This window comes from Paracoccus sp. S4493, from assembly GCF_000967735.1.
Taxonomy (GTDB): domain Bacteria; phylum Pseudomonadota; class Alphaproteobacteria; order Rhodobacterales; family Rhodobacteraceae; genus Paracoccus; species Paracoccus marcusii.
Genome location: NZ_JXYF01000205.1, coordinates 1 through 438, shown reverse-complemented (window position 1 = coordinate 438; position 438 = coordinate 1). Strand labels below are relative to the sequence as shown.

Sequence of the window (438 nt, the reverse complement as noted above, 5' to 3'; positions counted from 1 at the left end):
CCCGCCGCACCCTGCACGAGGCCGAGGATTTCGCCCGCGCCCAGGGCTTTCGCCCATCCGGATTTCAGGCGCGGCCGGGCGACGACCGGTTCCAGGGCAATCCCGATTTCGGCCCTTCGCGGCTGGTGCAGGAACAGTACAACCGACGGCCCTTCAGCGAGCCGGTCCTCAGCCAGGCGCGCGTGACCGCCCCGCAGATCGAGATCGAACAGCCCGTCGTCGCGGCGGTGCCAGTCATCTCGCGCATCATCCCGCATGTGGTCGTGGTCCCGGCGGCGGTCGCGGTCCAGCCCGCCACCGACACCGTCGCGCCCCCGACGGTTGAGACGCCTGCCGCGGTGATCCGTCACGGCAGCGGGCCGCTGACCGCAAAGCGCCTGTCGCCGCGCGCCGAGGCCGTGCACAGCCGCGCCGCCGCCGCACGGGCGGAACGCGACG

1 pseudogene is annotated in these 438 nt (G+C 73.5%); it reads left to right on the top strand.

Annotated elements, in window-relative coordinates:
* Positions 1-438 (top strand): annotated as a pseudogene (locus TW83_RS21235) (hypothetical protein); the annotation flags it as partial.